General features: G+C 67.3%; 10 protein-coding genes. 3 read left to right on the plus strand and 7 right to left on the minus strand.

The annotated features are described in order from the left end of the window. Positions 1 to 173: 173 nt before the first annotated feature. Together VFE28_12255 and VFE28_12260 are read left to right on the plus strand one after the other, a co-directional pair. Complete coding sequence (locus VFE28_12255; protein ID HZM16765.1) at positions 174 to 1,268, plus strand: secretin N-terminal domain-containing protein; 1,095 nt, start codon at positions 174 to 176, stop codon at positions 1,266 to 1,268. Between the two features lie 179 nt (positions 1,269 to 1,447). Continuing rightward, complete coding sequence (locus VFE28_12260; GenBank protein HZM16766.1) at positions 1,448 to 2,740, plus strand: GerMN domain-containing protein; 1,293 nt, start codon at positions 1,448 to 1,450, stop codon at positions 2,738 to 2,740. A gap of 397 nt (positions 2,741 to 3,137) precedes the next feature. On the opposite strand, the gene VFE28_12265 is transcribed toward VFE28_12260, so the two are convergent. The 5 genes from VFE28_12265 to VFE28_12285 all read right to left on the minus strand — a co-directional run bounded on the left by VFE28_12265 (position 3,138) and on the right by VFE28_12285 (position 11,831). After that, positions 3,138 to 4,022, minus strand: a complete 885-nt coding sequence (locus VFE28_12265) for a polysaccharide deacetylase family protein (protein HZM16767.1) — start codon at positions 4,020 to 4,022, stop codon at positions 3,138 to 3,140. After that, a complete protein-coding gene (locus VFE28_12270) occupies positions 4,019 to 5,704 on the minus strand; it encodes a glycosyltransferase (protein HZM16768.1) in 1,686 nt (561 codons plus the stop codon). The genes VFE28_12265 and VFE28_12270 overlap by 4 nt, the downstream gene beginning before the upstream one ends. After that, positions 5,701 to 7,530 (minus strand): ABC transporter ATP-binding protein, encoded by a 1,830-nt coding sequence (locus VFE28_12275; protein HZM16769.1) that lies wholly within the window; start codon positions 7,528 to 7,530, stop codon positions 5,701 to 5,703. Before VFE28_12275 ends, VFE28_12270 begins: the two co-directional genes overlap by 4 nt. Before the next feature lie 45 nt (positions 7,531 to 7,575). Then, positions 7,576 to 8,619 (minus strand): glycosyltransferase, encoded by a 1,044-nt coding sequence (locus tag VFE28_12280; protein ID HZM16770.1) that lies wholly within the window; start codon positions 8,617 to 8,619, stop codon positions 7,576 to 7,578. Between the two features lie 281 nt (positions 8,620 to 8,900). Next, positions 8,901 to 11,831: a fused MFS/spermidine synthase gene (locus VFE28_12285; GenBank protein ID HZM16771.1), complete on the minus strand. Its 2,931-nt coding sequence runs from the start codon at positions 11,829 to 11,831 to the stop codon at positions 8,901 to 8,903. Between the two features lie 163 nt (positions 11,832 to 11,994). On the opposite strand from VFE28_12285, the gene VFE28_12290 reads away from it, so the two are divergent. Beyond that, a complete protein-coding gene (locus VFE28_12290) occupies positions 11,995 to 13,632 on the plus strand; it encodes a HAMP domain-containing sensor histidine kinase (protein HZM16772.1) in 1,638 nt (545 codons plus the stop codon). Here the strand turns inward: VFE28_12290 and VFE28_12295 are convergent. Continuing rightward, positions 13,569 to 16,505, minus strand: coding sequence for an insulinase family protein (locus VFE28_12295; protein ID HZM16773.1), 2,937 nt, complete (start codon positions 16,503 to 16,505; stop codon positions 13,569 to 13,571). The genes VFE28_12290 and VFE28_12295 overlap by 64 nt on opposite strands. A gap of 8 nt (positions 16,506 to 16,513) precedes the next feature. Continuing rightward, the gene (locus VFE28_12300; protein HZM16774.1) at positions 16,514 to 19,111 is read right to left on the minus strand and encodes a BatD family protein; all 2,598 of its coding nucleotides are present in this window, start codon (positions 19,109 to 19,111) and stop codon (positions 16,514 to 16,516) included. Between the last annotated feature and the right edge of the window lie 3 nt (positions 19,112 to 19,114).

Raw genomic sequence — 19,114 nt, forward strand, 5'->3', positions numbered from 1 at the left:
CTCAAGCATGGATACTCGCGATTCCACTACTCCGTGCTGTAGGCCCCGCTGTCGTTCTTTGCGCGAGGGCGGCGACCGTGCTTGTCTTTCTGGCGTCGTTCGTCGCAGCTCAGGGCCCCGAGGCTTCCACAGCGACCCAGAGTCCACCCAGCGTCGAGAGCCTGAACGTTCGCGTGTTCTCGATCCGCAACCGTAGCGCCTTGGAACTCGCCGAGGTCCTGAACCGCTTGATCGGCACCGGCGTCTTGAATCTGGCGGAGCCAGCGACGAGCGGGGAGACGAACCAGAATGCTACGACGCCCGCCGCGACCCCGTTCCCAGCGACTGCTTTGCGTGCGGATCACGGCAGGCTGGTGCTGAGCGCCGACGTAGCTACCAACACTCTGTTCGCCACCGGCGATGCGAGCCTCATCGACAAGGTCGAGGGGCTCATCAAGACGCTCGACGTGATGGCGTCGCAAGTCATGATCGAGGTCCTGATCCTCAACTTGAGCGACAGCGACGCCTTTGACTTGGGGGTCGAGATTCGTGGCATCAGGGACAAAAGCGCCATCGTGATCCTCTCCTCTCTCTTCGGCCTGGGTGCGCCCAACCCGATCGCCGACCTGGTGCTCCCGACCGTGTCCGGCTTCACGGGCGTCGTGCTCAATCCAGGCGACTTCAGCGTGCTGGTGAACGCCCTGCAGATCCTCAACAAAGGGCGCGCACTCAACATCCCCAAGGTCCTGGTGAACTCCAACCAAATGGCGAACCTCGCCTCGGTGCTGCAGACTCCCTTCCTCAGCACCAACTCCACCACCGTTGTCGCTACGACCACCTTCGGTGGCACTCAAGACGCCGGCACCACGATCCAGGTCCGGCCTCAGATTGCCGAGGCCGATCACCTTGTCCTGGAGTATTCCATCGTCCTGAGCACGTTCGTGGGCACAGCGAGCGACCCTTCCCTGCCCCCGCCGCGCCAGCAGAACAACCTGCAGAGCGTCGCCACGATCCCCGACGGTTACACCGTCGCACTCGGCGGTCTGGAGACGACGAGCGAGACGGAGCAGACCTCGCAGGTGCCTTTCCTTGGAAGGCTGCCTCTGCTCGGACGGCTGTTCCGCTCCGAGTCCAAGCTGACCTCGCACTCGCGCTTCTATGTCTTCATCCGCGCCAGCATCCTCCGTGGCGCGGACTTCCAACATCTGAAGTTCCTGAGCGACGTCGAATTGCATAGAGCCGACCTCGATCCCGGCTGGCCCGAGGTCGAGCCGGCCCTGATCAGATGAGCCAGGCGAATAGCGTTTGGGAGGGCTGCCAGGAGGGCCCGAATATGCGAAGAGGGGCGGTCAACTCTAGCGCTGCGCCTCGGCGTGATCGTGGCCTTTGCTCTCATTCCGGCAACCTGCGTTTCGCTGGACATACTCTTCGTTCGGTCCCGGTGAAGTACGTTGTCGCCGCCTTCATCTTGCTTCCCTGCATCTCCTCCTGTACGTCGTCTTCGGCGAGGATCTCCCCGACTCACGACGACGACGCAAGCCACGATCCCGGAAAGGCCCACGAGCTGACCCTCGAGGCTCTGGACGTCATCGAAAGCGACTCGGCAAAGGCAGAGGAACTCCTGAATGCGGCCCTGAAGGCCGACCTCTATCACGGACCCGCACACAACGACTTGGGAGTGCTGTATTTACGGCAGTCTAGGCTCTACGAGGCCGCCAACGAGTTCGAGTTGGCACGCAAGCTCATGCCCGGAAACCCGGACCCGAGGTTGAACCTCGGTTTGACGCTCGAAAAAGCGGGACTGAATGAGCGAGCGTTCGATGCCTACAACGCGGCCCTGGAGGTTTCGCCCGAGCACATCCGGACCATCCAGGCCATCGCCAGGCTGACGCTGCGTACCGACCGGAAGAATGATCGGCTCATGGGGATGCTCGAGGACATCACGCTACGTGGTGAAACGAACCATTGGCGCCATTGGGCCCAGGACCAGATGTCCAGGTCGAAGATCGCGACCGGGAAGACGAGTCTCCTCCGCGTCACGACACCTCGGACGGGCAACACCGTCACGAGCCCACTGCGCGTGAGCGGCGAAGCACGTGGCACCTGGTTCTTCGAGGCCAACTTCCCAGTGCGGTTGCTGAATCAGGACGGCCAAGAAATCGCGATCGCACCGGCAGAAGCTCGCGGCGAGTGGATGACGGAGAACTTCGTTCCGTTCGAGGCCGTGCTCGAGTTCAGTGCGCCAGCCCCGGGAACTTCGGGAACGTTGGTTCTGGAGAAGAACAATCCATCCGGGCTCTCGGAGCAGGCCGACGAGTTTCTCATGCCGGTTCGATTCGGCACGACGGAACCGGGAGAATCTTCGGCGGGAGTAAGCTTGGTCCAGGCGTATTTTGGGAACCACGGCATGGCCGTGGATGCGAAGGGCGACTGCGAAGCGATCTTCCCGGTCGTCCGGACGGTCCCGCGGACGCAGGGGCCGGCGCGTGCGGCCCTCGAAGCGCTCCTCGCGGGTCCCACGCCCGAGGAAAAAGCACAAGGCTATTTCACGAGTATCGACGCGGGGGTGCGTGTCCGAGGCCTGATCATCAAAAACGGCGTCGCGACCGTCGACTTCAGCGAGGAGATGGAGCGCGCCGGTGACTCGTGCCGGATGTCGGCAATCCGAGCTCAAATCGACGCGTCTCTCCGGCAGTTTCCCACGGTCCAGTCGGTCCGGATCTCCATCGTGGGCAAAACGGAAAATATCCTGCAGCCATAAGTCGTGTGACGCGGCAGGCATGTGGCGTGATCCCGAGCGCGGGCCTCAGTGTCCGGTCGTGAGTACGACGCGGAACCGAGCCTTGCCGTTCATCACGCGCTCGCAGGCTCTTCGTTCTCGCCTGGGGCAGCAGGGATGGCCAGCTCGCTCGCCCCCGAGGCATCGCGGTCGATTCGAACGCGGACGCCTTCCGGAATCGCCGTGGACATCTTCGGCGCCATCCGTCGCTGATACCGAGAACCACCGCATCCAGAAGTTCGCGCCTCCCGTTGCCGTCGAGAGATCGTCCTAGAGCGAGATCAAGGCCAAGCACCGGAAGAAATGACAACGCCTCCCGGTGGTGCGTCACCAGATCTCGCGCCTTGAGGTCACCGTCTTGCCGATAATGCAGCGGTTCTCAGAAGCCCAGGCGCCGGAGGATGCGGGCGAAGGTGTCGCCGTCGCAGTCCGGGACCTCGAGGCGGGGCAGGCGGAGTGGATCGGTGCAGCGCCGCACGGTGCCGCCGTGACTGGTGCAGGCGCGGCGGAAGCCGGCCTCGTGCACGATTCTGCGTGTCGTCGCATCGTGGCGGCCATGCGGGTAGGCGAAGCTCGTGATCGGGCGCCCGATGATGGCAGCCAAGAAGTCCCGGCTGTCGCGGATCTCGCGCTCCTGAGCAGCCGGCGCCAGCGCCGGGAGCTTCGGGTGCGACACGGTGTGCGCGCCGATTTCCACCAGCCCGCCGGTGGCGAGCCGGACGATCTCCGCGCGGTTCAAGGCGCGCGCCGGCGTCGAAGCAGACACCTCGACCCCCGCCTCAACGCGTAGCGCCACGAGATGCTCCTGGCGGCTCACCCGGTCGAGATCGCCGAGGAGAGCCTGGAGCTCTCGCTGTACGGAAGGTTCCTGTGCCTCGGTGAGCGCTACGAGCTCGTCCCACCAGAAGGGTCGCCCGTCGTCCACACCACCGGTCGCCACGAACACGGTGGCCGGCGCCTCGTGTCGCTCGAGGAGCGGCAGCGCCGTGTGGAGCGTGTCGGCGTACCCGTCGTCGAAGGTGAGGGCGAATCGTCCACCCGTACGCGCGCTCGACGCGTTTTCGCAGATCTCCGTCAATGGCGCGATGCGGCCGCACAGCACCTCGAGGTGCTCGGCGAAGTGATGCGGGCGGACGCAGAGGGACCAAGGGTCGGCTCGAGCTTCGGCGATGCGGTGATAGAGCAGGATCATCGAGCCGGGCGCGAGGCGCTGCACGGCACGGCGCGCCAGGCGGCGGAGCTTGGTACCGCGCTGACCGATCACGCCGCCACCCCACCGGCATCGCTTCCCGCGACCCCCTCTTCCGCTTCTTTCACCGCGCGCACCGTGATCAGCAGCGGATAGCTCGGGTCGTGGTGCTCGAGCTCTTCCGGGCGCAGCTCCTCCGCGGCGATGCCGTGGAGGAAAGCCGTGGCGGTCAGCACGTTGCCAAACGCCTCGACTTCGACCGCGCCCGCCGCGAACACCGAGGTGAACAGACGCCGCGCCGAGTGCGGCGTGAAGCTCCAGCACCAGGTCCACTCGTAGTCGCCCAGTGGGGTCAAGCCCGGCACGGTGGCGAGGACGACACCACCAGGCTTGAGGATGCGGTGCAAGGTCCTCACCGCAGCCGGCAGGTCGTAGATGAACTGGAGCGTTTGGGTGAGGACGATGCAGTCGAAGGTGTCGGCGGGGAGGTGCTCTGCACGGGCGAGATCGGCGATGACGGTGGCGCCCGACGCACCGGCGCTCGGATGCAGCACATCGCGGCGCTGCACGCGCTCACGCCCGAAGCGGCGCGTGTAGGTGTCGTCGCCCACCTCGAGGGCGCGGCCACGGACATCCGCAGCATGGGCAGCGAGGAAGCGCTCGATATAGAGGCGGTCCACCGGCAGGCCGCGGTCGTAGCCAAAGGTGCGGCTCATCGGCTCGCGGCGCCGTAAATCGCCGAAGCGCACCCAACCTGCCGGCGGCACGTAGGCGCGCCGGCGCAGTCGCGCCTTGACCCAGCGCAGAAGCGGAGCGGGCAGCGCTCTGCGCGCCAGCTCCTTCAGCGCCTCCTTCGACTGTGCCCGCCAGCGTGGGAAATGGAACCAAGGCCAGGAAAGCAGCGGGTGCCCGTATGGCCGCAGCTCGCGGCGCAGCGCTTTCCAGAGCACTGCGTCCTCGCAGCGCCGCTCCTGGACGAGATCACGCAACCAGTGCAGATAGCGGCGCCGGCCGGCGTTGGGGAGGAACGGATCGTAGTCGCCCCTCTGCTGCGCGCCAGCGCAGCACGAGGTCTCGTGCTGGCGATAGCGCGTCGTCTCGTCGTCGGTCACCAGCACCGCATGCTGCAGGCACATCCGCGCGTAGAAGACCTGATCTTCGAAGATGCCGCGGAAGTGGTCGTCGAAGCCGCCGACCGCCATCACGGCCTCGCGACGCGCGAGCAAACTGCAGATGCCGGGCACTGCCGCGCCGCCGCTCTGCAGGTAGAGGGTGAGGAGATCCGGAGCCGCCACGATCGTTCCATCCGGGACATAGTTCGGATACCACAGGTCCCGCTTGGCGTCGCCGGGCTTGCCCGTCCACCCGTACCAGCGCTGCGTGCGGCCGTAGGTCATCCCGATCTCGGGATGCGCGTCGAGGAGAGCGACCTGGCGCTCGAGCTTCTCGGGCAGCCAGACGTCGTCGGCGTCCAGGAAGGCCACGTAGCGGCCGCGCGCCTCCCGGAGCGCCAGATTGCGTGAGGCGCTGATGCCGCGGTTCTCGCGCCCCGGGTGCTCGAGGAGACGCATCTGCTCAGGGCGTTGCGACAGCATCTCCTGGGCGATCTCGTGCCCGCCGTCCCGCGAGCCGTCGTCGACCAGGAGCAACTCCCAGTCGGTGAAGGTCTGCGCCCAGACGCTTCGAATCGCCTCGCGCAGAAAGCGCTCGGCGTCGAGGAAACAGATCACGGCGGATACCGTCGGTGCGCGCCTCATGCGTCACCTGCCGCCGCCAGGCGCGAGTCGCCGCCACGTTCCCAGCCAGACACGAAACCCTCCCCGTAGAGGCGGTGCACGGTTTCCATGAGCAAAGGGATCTCGGCGCGCGGGCCTTGTGCCGTGACTCTTCCCTCCTCGAGGAGCACGAAGTGGTCGGCGCGGGCCACGGCGGAGAGTCGGTGGGAGACCACAATGAGCGTCAGCTCCTCTCCCAGCGACGCCACCGCATCCTGCACGAGGGTTTCCGTTTCGGCGTCGAGGGCGTTCGTCGCTTCGTCGAGAATGAGGATCTCCGGATCGCGGATGAGGGCGCGTCCGAGGGCGAGTCGTTGTTTCTGGCCTCCCGAGAGGCGGAACCCCTGATCGCCCACGAGGGTGTCGTAGCCGTTCGGCAAGGCACGGATGAACGCGTCGGCCCCGGCCAAGCGGGCGGCGCGCACCACGTCCTCGAACGTGGCATTGGCGCGGCCGTAGGCGATGTTCTCTCGCACGCTGGCGTTGAAGAGGATGGCGTCCTGCGTCACCGCAGCGACGCGGCGGCGCCAGGCGGCGAGCTCCAGGTCGGCGAGGGGGACACCGTCCACCAGGATGGCGCCCCGGGTGGGGTCGTAGAGCCGGAGCAAGAGATGGATGAGGGTGGACTTGCCCGCGCCGCTCGGTCCGATGACGGCAGTGGTGCGGCGCGCCGGAATCCGCAGCGCCACACCGCGAAGAATGTCGCGCTCCGCGCCGGCAGGGCGGAAATCCACCTGCTCGAAGCGGATCTCGTGGTCCAAGGCCGTGAAGGGCTGCGCTCCCACCTGCGACGCCGGCGCCGCGTGCGCGCGGAGCAGCGCCATCACCGACTCGACCGGGGCCTTTGCCGCCAGGAGCTGCGCCCGCGCCACGTCGATGCCCTGCACGTGCGGCCGCAGCCGGTAGACGATGAAGCCGAAGGTGAGAATGGTCGGCAGGTTGGAAACATCACGCAGCGACCCGAAGAGCACCGCCACGAGGACGACGATGACGAGCACTTCCGAGGCCGGTCGCACCAGTCCCGACAGCTGGTCGAGGCGGAACCAGATCTGGCTCGCCCGGTGCGAGGCACGGCTGAAGCGCTGGCGCTCGTACTCCTCGCGGGCGAAGACCCGGATCGTGCGCATCCCGGACAGCAGCTCCAAGCTGCGCTGGGAAAGCTCGTCCAAAGCGCGGACGTAACGCTGCGATCCGGCCTCGACGCGACGCCATGCTTGCCGGACGAGGAGCGAGATCGCGAGCAGCGCGCAACCCACGCCGAGGGTCAGCTTCCAGGAGACGAGGAAGAGGAAGGCCGCGAAGACGATGGCCGCGCAGACGCGGACCAGCAGCTCGCCATAGGTGGCGAAGGCGACGCCGGTCTCCTGGGTTTGATTCTGCAGCGCGTTCAGCAGCTTCCCAGAATCGGTGCTCTCGATGCGGTCGAGCCGGGCGTCGAGGAGGACATCGGCCAGGCGCGCGCGCAGCGAGTGCACCAGGAGGGTGCGCGTCCAGCTCTGCAGCATCTCGGTACCATAGACGAGAAGGTTCTTCAACAACACGAGGCCCAGGATGCCGAGGCCCACGGCGAGGAGACGATGGGAAGCCGGGAAGCTCTCGAAGAGGTGCTGCAGCGCCTGGCCGAGGAAGCCGTCGGCGGGGGGCGCGAAGGTGCCGTCCCCCAGGCTGTAGAGGAACGGCATGAAGAGCGAGAGGCCCACGCCCTCGGAGAGAGCGGCCAGGAGGCCGAGCCCCACCAGTCCCGGAACGAGCCACGGATGCCAGCGGCGCAGCGGGGCGAGGGCGCGAACGACACCGAGTTCGGTCAACCGAGTCTCCCGCAGCCATGACGTTCGAAACCGCGACGAGGAGTGTTAGCGCCGGGCCCAGGCCGCCCCGGCCAGCCATGCGACCAGCCGGCGGCGCGCGACACGTATCCCGCGCCGCGGCAGCCGTTCGAGCAGCCAGCGGCGGGCGAGACGCATGGCGTTCCGTGGCGCGATGGCGGCGGCGCAGACTGCGAGCGCCGCGGCGACAAGGGTTTCGCCGTCGGAGACGGCAAGCAGACAGTAAGAGCGGAAGAACCAGAAGAGGTCCTGCCGGCGCTCCCGCCAGCGTCGCACTCGCCACCACGGCCGGGCGGCACGGAACGCGGCGAAGCTCGGCAACGAGCGGCCCGAGCGCCGTGCCCCGTCGCGTTCTAGAATCCAGCGCAGCATCTCGCGCTGCTCGAAGACGCGGCGGAACGACATGCTCTGGCTGTGGATGCGATAGTGGACCAAGGGCTCCGGCACCACGACGATGGTGTGCTCCCGGGCGACGCGCGTCCACAGCTCCGTGTCCGCTGCCGAACCGAAGGCCGGGTCGTAGCCGCCGAGGGCCAGGATGGTCGGGCGATGCAGCAGCACCGAGGGGTGCGTCAGCGGCACGCGCTGACCCGCGGCGTGGAGGGCGCGGAACTCCGCGGCGCTGGTTGGTCCACCACAGCGCTCGCCGATTTTAGCTCCCGCCGCGTTGATCTCCTGCACCCAGGAGCCAACGAGGCGCGCTCCCGGTTCCTGCTCGAGCATGGCCAGCTGGCGCTCCAACCGCTGCGGCAGGCAGACGTCGTCGTGGTCGAGGATGGCGACCCAATCATGGCGGGCCAGTGCGAGACCGCGGTTCAGCGTCGCGGGCTGATCCATGTTGGGATGGCGAACGATCCGGAGGCGCGGGTCCCGGGCCGCGTACTCCGCCAGGATCTGCGGCGTTTCGTCGGTGGAACCATCGTCCAGGATGAGGAACTCGAAGGCGCGATGCGTCTGGCCGAGCACGCTCTCGATCGCCAGGGCGACATAGCGCGCGCCGTTGTACACCGGCATCAATACGGTGATCTCAGGGAGCCCTCCGGGCCCCGGATCGGACGTAGCTTGGGGCATGTCGAGATCCGTCTCACCCAGTAGACAACGTCGATTGCAACGGCAGAGAAAGGTGGGCGCCCCCGTCCGGCCCGGCGGCCCAAGGGGACTCCGTAATGAATTATAGAACCCACACAGGGAGACGAGCAAAAGCCGTCCAGGTCGCGTCCCTGTCCGCGCTGCACGCGCGGCGAGTCCCACGCTCCAATGGGTGAACCGACCCGAGAAACTCTGGAGTGTGGAAATCGACCCGTTCGATGCCTCGCCCAGCGTCGCCGGGCGCCGGACCTCGCCGACCCGCGCTACAGGGCGAAGGTCTCACCCAGCCAGCGCCAAACCGGGTCCGCCGCCGGGGGACGCAACTGCAGCCTCAGGGCTTTCACTTCTTCGAGACGACCGCACATGCAGAGCGCGTAGGCGTACAGAGGGCCCGAGAGACCGGGTCGCCAGCCCAGTTGCCTGGTGCGCGCCAGGCTCGCGGCGGCGCGAGCGTAATCGCGATCCACCAGGGCTCCGAGGCCGAGCACGTAGTCCGCGGCGCCGGTGCCGTCGTCCGGGGCTGCCGCCGCGATGCGCAGGCTCGTCTCGTTCGAACCGAGCAACCAGAGGGGCAACGTACGCAGCGAGGTCCTGCTCAACAGCATGTGGATCTGGTTCAGGTGGGGCAACGGCGACGGCGGATTGGTGAGCGCCAAGTTCACCATCTGCTGCACTTCGAAGTACGGTCCAGCGGCCTGCAGAATCTCCGCCGGGAAGAGCTGCTTCGCCAACGCGCTCCGGGCCAGCGCCTGCCGGCCGCGCCCCGGGTCGATGGCGGCGAGATAGAAATCGAGTCGCGTATCGGGCGGCTCCTTGTACAGCGTGCGCAAGCGCTTGGGCCGGTCATCGGTGAGCGGTGCCGTTTTCGCCGTCACCTGACCCCAGGTCACGGCATCGCCGATGAAGGTGGCCAGCAATTGCTCCGGCATCTCGAGGCCGATCTCGCGCAGCTGCGGGCCGACGCGGGGATCACTCCAGAGGCGCCGGAAGTCCGCCGCCGAAGTCGCGGGCGGCGTGCCGCGGAAACCCACCAGCATCCAATCCATGGGCGTGCCGTTCCACAGCGTGCAGTTGTCGAACACCTCGCAGAAGGCGCGGATGATCGCCAAGGTGTCTTCCACCAGCAGGTCCGGGATGGGGAGCCAGTAGGTCGTCATGCCCCCCTCCGCCAGTCGATCGTGGATCAACTGGAAATACTCCCGGGAATAGAGGTTCACCGTGCCGGGCAGGCGCGGCGGCGGCGGCTCGCCGGTGATCAGGTCGTAGCTCGTGCGCGTGTTCTGCAGGAAGTGACGTCCGTCCTCCAGGTGTAGCCGGACGCGGGGATCATGCAAAGGATGGTTCTCCGCTGTGTAGAGCCGGTCGCTCAGCTCGACGATGTCACGGGAGATGTCCACCACGTCGATGCTTTGCACCGAGTCGAGATCCCGGACGGCGGTGGCGGTGACCCCGACGCCGTAGCTGATGACCAGCGCACGGCGCAGCGGCGCGGCGTGCACGATGGCCGGCATGAAAGCGAAGAGGCGCATGTAGCGCTTGGCCTGGATTCCAGTCCCCGACATGGTGAAGCCGTTGGTCACCAGACGGTGGTACACGGGCTGCGCCAGCCAGTCTTGGCGCAGGAGCACGCTCGTCTCGATCGGACCTTCCCGCACCGCGACGATCTTCGAGCCGTCGGCGGTGAACTGCCGCACCGATCTCGGGATGTACGTCTTGGTCATGAAGCCGAAAGGGAAGACGACGAGGAGCAGAGCGACGACAGCGACGGCGGCGGCGATCACTCGCTCCCGGCGCGCGCCTCGCGGCGCCAAGACGAGAGCGATCGCCGCATACACCAGGGTGAGAGCGGCGAAGGAACGCTCTGTTCCCAAGAGCGGCAGGAGCACGAAGCCCCCGCACAGGGAACCGATCATGGCCCCGAGGGTGTTCGCCAGAGTCAGCTGACCGGCAGCCTCGGTGTCGGCCCGACTGCGCCCCCGCAAGGCCTCGCCCTGGAGGGTGAAGAGAAAGCCGGAGACGAGCGCTACCGGCAGGATGAGCCGGAGCGCCATCCATAGCACCGCGGTCCAGCGAAAGGGCGCCGCTTCGAGACCGAACTGGAAGGCGACATAGGTAAGGGTGACGCAGACTGCCGCCGCCAGGGCCGTCCACGGCAACATTCTTTCCGCACCGCCTCGAGACCGAAAGGCACCACGTTCTCCATGGCGGCCACCGCCGGCAGCCGTTTCCTTCCCCGGTGAAGCAGCCCCCCGGGCTCCCGGACGGGTGGCCGAGCGCAAACGCCACGAGGCCAGGAGACCGCCGCCGGCGATTCCCGCCAGCACCACGGCGAGCATGATGCTGAGTGCCAGGGTGTTGTTGGTGACGAAGAGGAGGAGGAAGCGGAACCAGAGCACCTCGAGCGCGAGCAATGCGGCGCCGGCGAGGAAGGCGGCGAGGAGGAAGGCGCGGGGCCCCCCCGTTCCCTTGGCGGGCGCAGCCGACGTTCCCGCGGGCGAAGGCGCCGCACCCATCCCTGTTCCCGCCGGCGACAGTCGCTTTCCCGTGACCTCGAAGCGACGCGCCAGCTGGAGCGCCGCACCGGAGGCCAGGAGATTCGTGAGCGCCGCGGTGGCCGCTGCGCCGCGGATGCCGAGTCGCTCGACGAGAAAGGTCTCGACCAGCAGCACACCGGCGACGGCGCCGAGGGTGTTGACGCCGTACATCCGGCCGAGAGCGCTGCCGAAGCCGCTGCCCTCGCGGCAAGCGGCGGCGACGAGGAGCGGCAGCGTCGCGCCCATGGCGGTCGTCGGCACCAGCAAGAGCACGAAGGCAAGAGCGAGACGCAGCGGGTTGACGAGCCACGGCGAGTCGAGGAGCGGCCCGAAGACCGGAGTCAGGAGCCGCGGCAAGTGGGGGAGCAAGAGGGTGAGGAGAAAGCCCGTGAGCCCGATGCAGACTTCGAGCCCGGCGTAGGCACGGATGGGGCGGTGGACGTTAGCGCCGTACCGGCCGACGAGATGATTCCCGAGCCCGAGCCCACCCATGAAGCTCGCGAGCACGATGCTCGTGGCCCAGACGCTGTTGCCGAAAACGAGACCGCTCTGGTGGAACCAAACCACCTCGAACACCAGCGCGGCGGCCCCGGAAGCGAAGAAGACCACTGGCAGGAGAGAGAACATGCCGCGGCCTGGGCTCCTCTGCGTCGCCGTCATGGCCTCTTCATTCGCATGCGTTCCCCAACCACCCCTCGGTGTCGTGGCGCGTGCTGCGAGCCCGGCACCACCCCGGGCCCTCGCGGTCCGGCACGGATCTTGGTTCCACTATTGTAAAGGCCAGTCCCCAGGTCGCTGGGTCGGACCTGGGACTGGGAAAAGCATGTCTGCACCGCCGTACCAGGCAATGCGCCAACCCTCGACCGTGCGCTATGAATGGCGCCACTGGTTCCTGCTCGCCGGCATCTGTATCGCTTCCACCTTGGGTCTCTCCCTGGCTTTGTTCGCGCAGTTGCACGGCGATGGCCGCTCCGGCTGGCCCTGGCAACACACGGAGACCGCCCTCGTCTCCGCCCTCCTCCTCCTGGTGCTGCTGTTCGTCGCCTCCTTGACCCTGCAGCAGCGGCGCTTCCTCGCCATCAGCGTCCGCAATGCCGCCCTGGAAGATGAGGTTGCGCTCCGAGAAAGGATGCACGGGGAATTCGCCGCCCGGAATCAGGACCTGGAGGAGCAGGTGGCGCAGCGCACCGCGGCCCTGCAAGCGCAGGCGACGCAGATGCTCAAGCTCTACCACATGGCCTATGACTTCGTCGGCAATGTCTCCCACGAGTTCCGCACCCCGCTCACTGTGATCAAGGAGTACGTCGCGGCGCTGGAAGAAGCCCTGGAGGGCGAGGCTCTCGATGCGGAGACGCGGCGGTTCTTCGAGGTCCTGCATGCCCGGGTCGACGACCTGAGTCTCATGGTGGACGACCTGATCGACGTCACCCGCCTGGAGTCGGACATCGTGCGCATCTCGCGGTGCCCCTGCCGGATCGAAGCCATCGCCGCGCGGGTGCAGGAGACGGTGGCCCCCAAGGCGCGCAAGTGCGAGGTCGTGGTGGAATTCATGGCCGACGAGGGACTGCCCGACCTCTTCTGCGATCCCGACAAGATCGCCCGGGTCCTCATCAACTTGGTGGTGAACGCGCTGAAGTTCTCGCCCCCTGGCCGCGTCGTGCGCATGTGGGCCCTGCACGACATCGACGACGGCCTGGTGCGCATCGGCGTCACCGACCACGGGCCGGGGATCCCGCGGGAGAGCCGGGAACTGGTGTTCGAGCGCTTCAAGCAGACCGCTCCCGCCGAGGCGATGCAACCCAAGGGCTTCGGCCTCGGCTTGCACATCGCCAAGGAACTGGTGGTACTCAACTTCGGGGACATGACCCTGCACAGCAGTATGGGCATCGGCAGCGTCTTCTCCTTCTCCGTGCCCACCTGGAATCCAGAGACGTTGCTGCACCACTACCTCCAGCACGTCGCTTACTTCCGCCAGGCTTCCGCCACCGTCTCGCTTTTGCGTGTGGACGCGGAGGTCGGTCCGCTGCGGGCCGGAAAACCAGCAAGGAAACACCCGGCGGGAGAAACGCGGGCAGAGGAGCCGCGGCAACCAGGGATGGAGACGAGCGGGCGCGCCGGAGACCTCCTGGGTCTCTTCCTGGAGGAGCGGCTGTGCCGCACCGACCTCCTCGTTCGCGCCGGTCCGGCGACCTGGGTCCTGGTGGTGGCGACCGGTCAGGACCACGGCCTGGCGGACCTGATCCAACGGCTCGAGGAAGAACACGAAAAGGTGAATCTCGTGCGCCGCCACCAGCCTTTGCCGCCGCTCCGCTTCCGCATCCTCGGTACCTGGAGCGCCGCGACGCGGGCCCCCCTGGCCAGCGCCTTCGTCGCCGCGCTGCGCCGACGCGACGCGGCTCAGTCCTCCTCGCGGCTGGACCCGGCGCCCACTTCCTCCGGGAGCATGGACACCTGCACGTAGTGGTCCGTGCGCAGGTATTTCTTCGCGGCCTGGCGCACCATCTTCACATCGAGCGTGGCATAGAGCTTCTCGTACTGCAGGATCTCGTTCAGGTCGAGACCGTAGGAATCGCGGAACTCGATCTCACCCAGCCAGTAGCCGTTCTCCCGCAGGTTGACCTCGTAATTCTTGCGCTGGATCTCCACCACCTTGGCCACGTCGTCGGTATCCGGTCCGGTATCGCGGAAACCCTGGATCACCTGGAACACCTGGCTGGTGAGCTCCTGCAACCGGTGCGGATCGCATTGGAAGCCGACCTGCACCCGGTACTCCGGTTTGGGATCGCGCTGGCTGCCGCCGGAGACTTGCACGCCGTAGACACCCCCGAGATCCTCCCGCAACACCTCGCGCAGGCGGATCTGCAACGCTTCGACCATGGCGTTGAGGGCGTAACGCTCCTCCCGCTTCCAGTCGAAGTTCCCGGTGAAGAGGATCGCCGTGCGTGCCTTCGGGTCCACGCCCCCGTGGAACTCCCGGCGCACCACGCCTCCCGGGCGCTTCACCCCCACGTCGCGCCAGGTCTCCTTGCGCCGCAGCACCGGCAGGGAGCCGATGTAGGTCCGCACCAGCGGCTCGAGAACCTGGGGATCCACGTTGCCCACGAAGGCGAAGGTGAAGTCGCTGGCGTCGGCGAAACGGCCCTGATAGAAGCCCAAGGCCTTGTCGAGCTCGATCTGCTCCAGGCTCGGCACAGTGAGCGGATACGAACGCGGATGGTAGCGCGTGGAGACGAGACGGAGCGTGTCGGCGAAGGCATTGGCCGGATCGGAAGCGCGATTCTGCAAGACGCCGCGGAAGCGGGTCTTCTGACTCTGGAACGCCTCGGGGTCGCGGCGAGGCTGGGTGACATTCAGATAGACGAGCTGCAGCATGGTTTCCAGGTCCTGCGGCCGGGTCTGGCCGAAGAAGCCCTCGCTCAGCTGCCCCACCGTGGGGCGCACGAACACTTGCTTGCCCGCGAGCTTCTTCTGCAGATCCGGAAGGCTGAAGGCGCCGACGCCGCTACCGGAGATGAATCCGGCCGCCTGGTTCGCTGTCTGGTAATCGGCATCGGGGGCGAGCGAGGTTCCACCCGGGCTCCAGCCGCGGAAGAGGATCTCGTCGTCCTTGAAATCCGTGCGCTTCACGTACACCCGAGCGCCGTTGGCCAGCGTCCAGAGCTCGATGCCGAGGGGCTCTATGCGCTGGCGCGTGGCGATATCGGTCTGCGGCGGCGGGGTCGGTACGAGCGGCGCCGCCGTGGCGGTGTCCACGTACGGCTCCAAGTTGCGCCCCGCCACGGAGGCGATGACCTGTTGCAGCGCCGCGGCGCCGGGGAGGCTGACGCCTTCCTTCTCCGGCGCGCTCACCTGGACGACCACGTTGTCTTCCGCCGTGATCTCCCGGCTCACCGCATTGACCTCGTCGAGCTGGATCCCGGGGAGAAGAGCCTGGATGGCCTGGTACTCGTAGGTGATGCCAGGCGCCGGCACCTGCTCCAGGAAGAGATCGACGTATTCCCTGGCGTGCGATGACGAGTCGGTCTTCTCGCGCTCGTTGTAGGCGCTCTCCATGCGGCTGCGCAGGCTCTCCTTCGCCCGCTCCAGCTCCCCGGGGGTGAAGCCGAAGCGCACGGCACGCGCCGCCTCCACCAAGGTCGCTTCGAGACCTCGTTCCAGCCCGTTGTTCTCCGTGGTCACACCGAGCGACCACATGTCCAGCGGCCGCACGACCCCGCCCCTGCCGGCGCCAGCGCGCACGAACGGCGGCTCCGCCTTCTGGGTGAGCTCGAAGAGGCGCATGTTGAGCATGCTGTTGTAGAGCCCCTGGACGATCGTGCGGCGATACGCCCCCAGCGTCGTCTCCTCTTGCCGCGGGAACTTGGCCATCACCGCCACGGTGCTCGTCGTCGCCTCGATGTCCTGGGCGATGGTGAACAGCGTCTCCGGGTGTGCCGGCACCGGGAAAGTGGGCCGCACCACCGGCTGGGCCGAGGCCTTGAAGCCGTCGAAGTGCTGGCGCAGCAGCGCCTCGATGCGGGCCGGATCGAAGTCACCGACCGCGATCACCGCCATCAGCTCCGGCCGGTACCAGTCGCGCACGAAACGCTTCGCCGCCTCGGGCGGGAACTTGTCGAGCACTTCCTTCTTGCCGATGGGGATGCGGTCGGCGTAGAGCGAGCCCTTGAGCAACACCGGGAGGTGCTTCTCCCGCAGGCGCTGGCCGGCGCCGCGGCCCATCCGCCATTCCTCGATGACCACGCCGCGCTCCTTGTTCACCTCCACCGGATCGAAAGTCGAGCCCTTCGCCCAATCGGCGAGGACGAGGAAGCCTTTGGCGAGCACCGATTCCGCGTCGGTGGGCACGGTCAACATGTACACCGTCTCGTCGAAGTTGGTGTAGGCGTTGACATCGGCGCCGAAGCGCATGCCGATGCTCTCCAGGTAATTCACCAGCTCCTCGGCGCCGAAGTGCTGGGTGCCGTTGAAGGCCATGTGCTCGACGAAGTGCGCCACCCCCTGCTGATCTTCGCTCTCCAGGATGGAACCGGCGTTCACCACCAGCCGGAGCTCGGCGCGGTTGCGCGGCTCCTGGTTGGCGCGGATGTAGTACTCGATGCCGCTCGGCAGCTTGCCGTGCAGCACCTTCGGATCCAGCGGGATGACGGTGTCGAGGTCGAGGGCAGAGGGCGGGGCGGCCGGTGACGCCGCCGGCGCCTGGGCTGTCGGAGGCTGCTGCACCGCCTGCGCCTGGGCTGCCGGGGCCTGTTGCACTGCCGGCGCGGCTTGCGCCGCGATCCCTGGCGCCGACGCCGCGAGCGCGAACAGGACCAGCCAGCTGAGTCTGCTTCGCATGGTGCCTCCTAGATACGGATGACGCTGCCCACCGGCACCCAACCACGCAGCTTCGCCCCCAGCGAAACGCGCAGCCACTCCGGACGGGCCTCCTCGATCTGGACCTCGCTACCCTCGTGCAACCAGAACTCTACCGTGTAATCGTTCCCGGGTCCGCTCATGACCGATATTTTTTCCGCCCCGATCACGGCGCGCACGATGCCGCGCTCGTCGTGGATCTTGTAGGCCAGGGTCAGCGCCGCCAGCGCGAAGAGGCAGAGCGTCACCTGGGCGGCGAGCCGCAGCGGCAGGCGGCGATCCCGGCGCAGCAACCGGACGAGGAGGAGAGCGCACAGGAGAAGGTAGAGTGCCGCTGTTCCCAGGATCCACTCGTTCAGGCTCAGGTGTGAATACACGGCGCGCAAGAGCGAGAGCGGGAACGGGACGGGCGGCTGCGCCGCCTTGTCCTCGCGGCGGGCGAGGACGAAATCCAGATTCGAATGCACCAGCGGGTCGCGGGGGATGAGGCGTTCGGCCCGGCGGAAGTAGGCGATGGCGAGACCGAGCGCACCGTTCTTGAAGTGCGCATTGCCCAGATCGTAATAGAGCTCCCCGTTGCGCACGCCCAGCTCCTCGGCCTTTTCGTAGGCCGCGATGGCTTCGGCGTAGCGGCCGGCCTCGTAGGCCGCATGACCACGCTGCAACAACTCCTGCGGTGGTGCGAACTCCGCCGGGGACTCCTGCACATGCGCCGGCGGCGCCGCGCGGGTGCTATCGACCTGCGCCGCTGCCGGAGACTCCGCGTGGAGCAGGGCGAAGCCACAGAGAAGCGCCGCGGGGACGGCGAACCGGCCGCTCTTGCGGCTCCGGCCCTCTTCCATCGCCATCACCAGGGATTCCACTTCTTGCAGCGTCGAGCGCATGCGCTCGGCGGTGAATCCGGCCGGGGCGAAACGCGCCGCGTCGCAGTGTTCCAGCACCTGCACCAGGCGCTCCCGGAGGTCCTCGCTGGCGCCGGCGGCGTCGAGCTGTTCGCGCAAAGCGGTGTGCGTCAGGCCAGCGGCCGCCACGTTCAGCCTGTCCCCCACGTACTGCAGCAGGGCGCGTTGCGCCTCGGCGTAGAACTCCTGCGCCTTCCCCGCGGCGAGGAAACGCGACGCTTGCGCCAAGTGCTTGCGCGCCACCTTGCGCGCCCGCGACGAGCGCGCCAGGGCCACATCCGCCGCCAGGCGGTCGCGCCGGCGCCGCCGGGTGAAGGCCGCGGCCACGGCGACGAGGGGCACCGGGGCGCAAAGGAGGAAGAGCCCGCGGTCGTAGAGCGGCGTCGCCGCATCGGAGACCGCCACGTCGGTGCGAATGTGGGCGATGTCGCTGCCGAGGACCTCGATGTCCTGCTGCATCGGCACCTGCCCCTGAGCGAGGGCCGGCCCACCGCCCGCGGCCGGCGTCGCCACCACGTGCTGCGGCTCGGTTTGCAGCGTCTTGTAGCTGTTCGTGATCGTGTCGAAGTAGACCAGGCGCACCGGCGGGATGGTGAACTCCCCGGGCCCGCGCGGGACGAGGACGATCTCGTAGGTCCGGGTGCCGCTGACGCGATCGAGGTTGCGCGCCTCGGTCTTGGTGTCGGCGTCATAGGTTTTGAACGCCGGCAGCTCGGGCAAGCGCGGCTTGGAGAAAGTGCGCACGTTGCCGTCGCCGTTGACGGTGATGGTCATCGTGATCGGCTCGCCCTCGGGAACCTGGGTCCGGTCGAGCCTTGATGCGAGTTGCAGGCCGGCGCCGACGGCGCCGTCGAAATCCGCCGGCCGCCCGGCCGCCGGCAGCGGCAGTACCTCCACCTGCACGGGCTTGCTGCGCAGCACGCGCTCCACTCCACGGTCGAAGAAGGAGAAGCTGCGCTCGGAGATCTCCATCAGGCGCAGCACCGAGGGCTCGATGCTCAGCGTCCCCGAGGTGGTCGGGAACAAAGCCGTGCTCACCTCCACCACCAGATAGCGCCGGCCGTTCTCGATCTTGTGATACTGCTTCTCCCCTTCCTGGAGCTTTTCCACCCAGAAGCTCTCGAACTTGGGCGGGGTGTAGTTGAGGTTCGAGACTCGGATCGCATAGTAGAGATAGAAAGTGTAGAGAATCTGCTCGTTCACGTACGCCTTCGGCTTGTCCACACGGGCCACCACGAAGAGGTCTTTGATCTGGCCCTTCTCCTCCTCCCCGAGGGTGGGCTCCTGCGCATGCCCGCTCACCTGCACGCGGATGGCTTCGGTGTGGTAGTCCTTGCCGCGGAAGCTGACGAGGAACGGCTGGATGCTGAGCTCGCCCTCATGCAGCGGCTGCAGAATGAAAGAGAAGGTGTAGGTGGCGTCGAGCTGGCCGTTGACGATGGAATAGCTCTGCGACTCGCCACTCGTGAGCACGCGGAAGTCGGAAAACTCCGGGCCCCGCAGCTCCGGTCGGCCCTGGAACCGGCCGTGGACCACGATGTTCAGGCGGATCTCGTCGTCCAGCGTGGCGGCGGTGCGGTCCGTCGTCGCTTCCACCGCGATGTCCTGCCCCCGAACCCGGCCGGGGACGAGCCCGAGCAGGAGTCCGAGAAGCAACGCCGGCAGCAGCCGGTGCAGTCGCTGCATCGC

Source organism: Candidatus Krumholzibacteriia bacterium (genome assembly GCA_035649275.1).
Lineage (GTDB): Bacteria > Krumholzibacteriota > Krumholzibacteriia.